The sequence below is a fragment of the Dietzia sp. DQ11-71 genome, from assembly GCF_014144995.1.
GTDB classification, from domain to species: domain Bacteria; phylum Actinomycetota; class Actinomycetes; order Mycobacteriales; family Mycobacteriaceae; genus Dietzia; species Dietzia kunjamensis.
Genome location: NZ_JAALDT010000171.1, coordinates 1 through 5,027, shown reverse-complemented (window position 1 = coordinate 5,027; position 5,027 = coordinate 1). Strand labels below are relative to the sequence as shown.

4 protein-coding genes are annotated in these 5,027 nt (G+C 70.3%); 3 read left to right on the top strand and 1 reads right to left on the bottom strand.

Annotated elements, in window-relative coordinates:
• Window positions 1–304 precede the first annotated feature (304 nt).
• From acs to G6023_RS07130, 3 genes are all read left to right on the top strand, one after another.
• On the top strand, window positions 305–2,272 hold the full coding sequence (gene acs, locus G6023_RS07140) for an acetate--CoA ligase (protein WP_182634707.1): 1,968 nt from the start codon (window positions 305–307) through the stop codon (window positions 2,270–2,272).
• A gap of 80 nt (window positions 2,273–2,352) precedes the next feature.
• Window positions 2,353–2,868 carry a phage holin family protein gene (locus tag G6023_RS07135; RefSeq protein WP_182634704.1) on the top strand — a complete coding sequence of 172 codons (516 nt, stop codon included), beginning with the start codon at window positions 2,353–2,355 and terminating at the stop codon, window positions 2,866–2,868.
• 95 nt (window positions 2,869–2,963) lie between these two features.
• Window positions 2,964–3,833 (top strand): alpha/beta fold hydrolase, encoded by an 870-nt coding sequence (locus G6023_RS07130; RefSeq protein WP_182634709.1) that lies wholly within the window; start codon window positions 2,964–2,966, stop codon window positions 3,831–3,833.
• Between the two features lie 40 nt (window positions 3,834–3,873).
• On the opposite strand, the gene G6023_RS07125 is transcribed toward G6023_RS07130, so the two are convergent.
• Window positions 3,874–5,027, bottom strand: a 1,154-nt coding sequence (locus tag G6023_RS07125) for a MarP family serine protease (protein WP_182634702.1), incomplete at its 5' end; no start/stop codon positions are given.

The window sequence follows — 5,027 nt, the reverse complement described above, 5'->3', positions numbered from 1 at the left end:
AGCCGACGACGACGACGAACTCCGCTGCCTCGTCCTCGTCGACCGACACCCCGGAGCCCGCGAAGTCCTCCGGCCCGGGGCCCGCCACACCCGCCGGGCCACCGTCCGACGGCGGCTCCACGAAGGGCGAGAACACCCCTCGCGAGTGAACGGGATCGGGCAGGCCTCCCCCGACCTCCCCCCGACGGGCGGGATCCCGAACACGGCGCGTCGCATGTGACTACGCTCACATACATCGGTCCGGTCGCTTCCGCCGTGACGATCCCGGCCGTCCGTGAAATCTGATCCCGAGAGAGAGCCGCTGATGACCGCTCCCGAGCACGACCAGTCCTTCGCTCCCGACCCCGACTTCGCCGCGCAGGCCAATGCGCAGGCCGACCTCTACGACAGCGCGTCGAGCGACCGTCTCGCCTTCTGGGAGGAGCAGGCTCGGCGACTCGACTGGGACACCGAGTGGACCGAGGTCCTGGACTGGTCTGACGCGCCGGTCGCCAAGTGGTTCGTGGGCGGCAAGCTCAACGTGGCCTACAACTGTGTCGACCGCCACGTGGAGGCCGGCAACGGCGACCGGGTGGCCATCCACTGGATCGGCGAGCCCGGCGACGACGCCCGCGACATCACCTACGCCGAACTCAAGGACGAGGTCAGCCGGGCGGCCAACTACCTCAGCTCCCTCGGCCTCGTCGCCGGCGACCGCGTGGCCATCTACATGCCCCTGCTGCCCGAGGTCTACATCGCGATGCTCGCGTGTGCCCGCCTGGGCCTGACCCACTCCGTGGTCTTCGCCGGTTTCTCGCCGAACGCGCTGCGTTCCCGCATCGATGACGCGGAGGCGAAGCTCGTCATCACCGCCGACGGGCAGTTCCGGCGCGGTAAGCCCGCACCGCTGAAGGCAGGAGTCGACGACGCGCTCTCCGGAAACGGCGTCGATGCCGACGGCGACGCCGAGTCCGTGCAGAACGTGCTCGTGGTCCGCCGGACCGGTCTTGACGTGGACTGGACCGACGGCCGTGACGTCTGGTGGGACGAGGCGATGTCCGAGCAGTCCACCGAGCACACGCCGGAGGCCTTCGACTCGGAGCACCCGCTGTTCCTGCTCTACACCTCCGGCACGACCGGCAAGCCCAAGGGCATCGTCCACACCTCGGGCGGGTACCTCACCCAGTCCGCGTACACCCACCACAACGTCTTCGACCACAAGCCCGGCGAGGACGTCTACTGGTGCACGGCGGACGTCGGCTGGGTCACGGGCCACACCTACGGCGTGTACGCCCCGCTGGCCAACGGCGCCGAGTGCATCGTCTACGAGGGAACCCCGAACTCGCCCGACGAGCACCGTCACTTCCAGATCATCGAGAAGTACGGCGTCACCATCTACTACTCCGCGCCGACCCTGATCCGGACGTTCATGAAGTGGGGCAACGAGATCCCGGCCGCGCACGACCTGTCCTCGATCCGCGTGCTCGGTTCGGTCGGCGAGCCGATCAACCCGGAGGCGTGGCGCTGGTACCGCGAGAACATCGGCGGCGGCAAGGCTCCCATCGTCGACACCTGGTGGCAGACCGAGACCGGCGCGATCATGATCTCCCCGCTCCCGGGCGTCACCGAGACCAAGCCCGGTTCCGCCATGCGGCCGCTGCCCGGTATCGAGATCGCCATCGTGGACGGCGACGCCAAGGAGGTCGCGACGGACGAGCAGGGCTTCCTCGTGATCACCGAGCCGTGGCCGGCCATGCTCCGCGGCATCTGGGGCGACATGGAGCGCTATCGCGACACCTACTGGTCCCGGTTCGCCGAGGAGGGCTACTACTTCGCCGGTGACGGCGCCAAGTGGGATGCCGACGGCGCCCTGTGGGTCCTCGGCCGCGTCGACGACGTCATGAACATCTCCGGTCACCGCATCTCGACCTCCGAGGTCGAATCGGCCCTCGTCGGCCACCGCGCGGTGGCCGAGGCCGCCGTCGTCGGTGCCAACGACGAGACCACCGGCCAGGCGATCGTCGCGTACGTGATCCTGCGGGGCAACGTGGACGCCGAGGAGGATCGTCAGAAGCTCATCGACGAGCTGCGGGCCGAGGTGTCGCGGGAGATCTCCCCGATCGCCAAGCCCCGCGACATCACGATCGTGCCCGAGCTGCCCAAGACGCGGTCCGGCAAGATCATGCGTCGCCTGCTCAAGGACATGGCCGAGGGCCGCGACGGCGGCGACACCTCGACCCTGTCGGATCCGACGATCATGGACCAGATCCGCGAGAAGGGCACGCGCGGCTGACGGGTAGCGGGTGAACACCGCCACGTGACGTGGCACGATGGACGACGGTGCATCCGTCGCCGGACTATGGAGGAACAACCGTGAGCCACGCCCAGGGAACGCACAAGCCGACCGAGGCCTCGATCCCCCTGCATGACGCTGACTCGATCGGCCGTGGCGACGCCAGTATCGGCACCCTGGTCAAGAACGCCACGACGCAGGTGTCGACACTGGTTCGTGCCGAGATCGAGCTGGCGAAGACCGAGGTCACCGAGCAGATGAAGAAGGCCGCGACCGGGTCCGGCTTCTTCGTCGCGGCCCTCGTCCTGCTGCTGATGTCCTTCTTCCCGTTCGTGTTCATGTGGGCCAAGCTCATCTCGATGTGGTTCGGCACCAAGACCTGGGACTGGATGGGCTTCCTCATCGTGTTCGTCGTCCTGGTGCTGCTCGCGGCGGTGTTCGGACTACTCGGCTACCGCAAGGTCAAGAAGATCCGGAAGCCGCAGCGCACCATCGACTCGGTGTCGGACCTCAAGCTGGCCATGCCGAAGGGCAACGAGCCCCGGCCCGGCACGGTGCGTGTCACCGAGACGCCCTTGCCCGCGTCGAAGTCCTGAGAACTCCCGCTCACCGGCCGCCCGACCCGTCGATCGTCAGGATCGACGGGCCGTGGCGGCATCGTGACGTCTCGGCCAACGGCATCCGCCTGCACATCGCCGAGGCGCTGCCGGCCGACACCCCGCCGGGCCGACTCCCCCCTCTGGTCCTCCTGATCCACGGTCTCAGTGGAATCTGGTGGACGATGCGGGCGCCCATGCTCGCGCTGGCCGACGCCGGGTTCCATGCCGTTGCCGTCGATCTCCGGGGCCACGGCGACTCGGACAAGCCGCCGCGCGGTTACGACGGGTGGACCCTGGCCGCGGACATGACCAACCTCATCCGGGCCCTCGGTCACTCCTCGGCGGTGGTCGTCGGCCAGGGCGAGGGCGGATTCATCGCATGGACCGCCGCCTACCGCCGGCCACGCGCGGTGCGGGGCCTCGTCGTCGTCGGCTCTCCCCACCCGGTCGCCACCCGGCGCGCCGCACTGCTCGACCGCTCCCAACGTCGCGCGCTGGTGCCTCGCCTGCTCGCGGACCAGGCGCCGCGATTGCCCGAGCGGCACCTCACCCGCGACGGCGCCGCAGTGGTCGAGGAGATGCTCCGCAGTCGATCCGGGCCCACGTGGCCCGACACGGAGGACTTCCGCGAATCCGCCGACCTGCTCAGGCGGTCCATGCTCATCCCCAAGGTCGCCCACCTGACCCTGGAGAGCCGCCGCTGGATGGTGCGGAGCCAGTTCCGTCCGGACGGTCGCGACTTCCGCCGCGCGGTCTCGGGCGTCCTGCCGCAGCCCGTGCTGGGGATCAGTGGAACCGAGGACCGGTTCATTCTGCCGGCCACCGTCCGCGCGTCCTCGGCGTGGACGCGCGACTTCACCACCGAACTGGTCCCGGGGGCCGGGCACTACCCCGCGATGGAGGCCCCGGACGCCACATCCCGGCTGATCGTGGACTTCGCGCGGCGCGTCACCCCGCTCTGAGCCGCCGGGACTCCGACCCGCCGACCGGGCCCCGCGGTGATCAGCTGGGCAGCCCCACGCACCGCCCCGTCGAGACCGACTCCTGCGCATCGACCGCGAGCTGGAGCTGCGGCAGCACCTGCTCCACGGTCAGCGCGTACCCGGTGTCCGCGGCGTCCATCGCGGCGCCGAACACCACACCGGCGACCTGCCCCTGCGGGGTGACCAGCGGTCCGCCGGAATTGCCCTCGCGAACGGAGCCCCGCAGGATGTACACCTCGCGCTCGACGGTCTGCTCGCGGTAGATGTCCGGGCCGCGCAGGGTCACACGCTCGCGGATCCGTGCCGCGTCCGGACGGTAGGGCCCGTTGCCCGGGTAGCCCACGACGATCGCGTCGTCGCCGGTGCGGGCACGGTTCTCGGCGAAGGGAAGAACCGGAGCGTCCAGCCCGTCCACGCGCAGCACCGCGATATCCACGCGGGGGTCGTAGACCACCACCTCGGCGTCCAGCTCGTCATCACCGGACACCACGGTCGCGGACTCGGTGCCCGCCACGACGTGCGCGTTGGTCATCACGAGCCCCGGCGCGGCCACGAACCCCGACCCCTCCAGCGCGCGGCTGCAGGACTCGGCCCGGCCGCGGATCTTCAGCACGGACGGCTGTACGCGGGCCACCACCTCGGAGCCGGCGAGGACCGGATCGGGCGGTGGGACCTCCTGCATCGGGGTGGTCCCGAAGGGGCCGAGGATGTCCGGGAAACCGGTGGTGCCGAGGACCGAGGTGAACGTCGCGGGGATCCGTTGCAGCTGTTCGGGGGCGACGTCGTCGATCTTGGCCAGCACGGACGACCCCCGCACCGCCTTGCCCAGCCCGGGTCCCTCCTGCGCGGCGATGGGCACCGCGACCAGCCAGGCCACGAGCAGCATGGCCGCGGACTGGAGGACGGCGCCCACCGTGCTGTCGAGGAGTCGTGCACCGGATCCGGCGATGTAGCGCCTGGCGGCGCGGCCGATCGTGACGCCGGCGACCTGCCCGATGATCACCATCACCGCGATGATCGCCAGCCCCGCGGACAGCCTGCCGAACGGCGAGTCGATCTCCCGCACGAGGTGCGGGGCCACCAGCAGGCCGGAGGTCGCGCCGATGCCCACCCCGAGCAACGCGAAGCCCGACGCGGCGGCCCCGTTGATCCATCCCGAGATCGCCGCGGCCG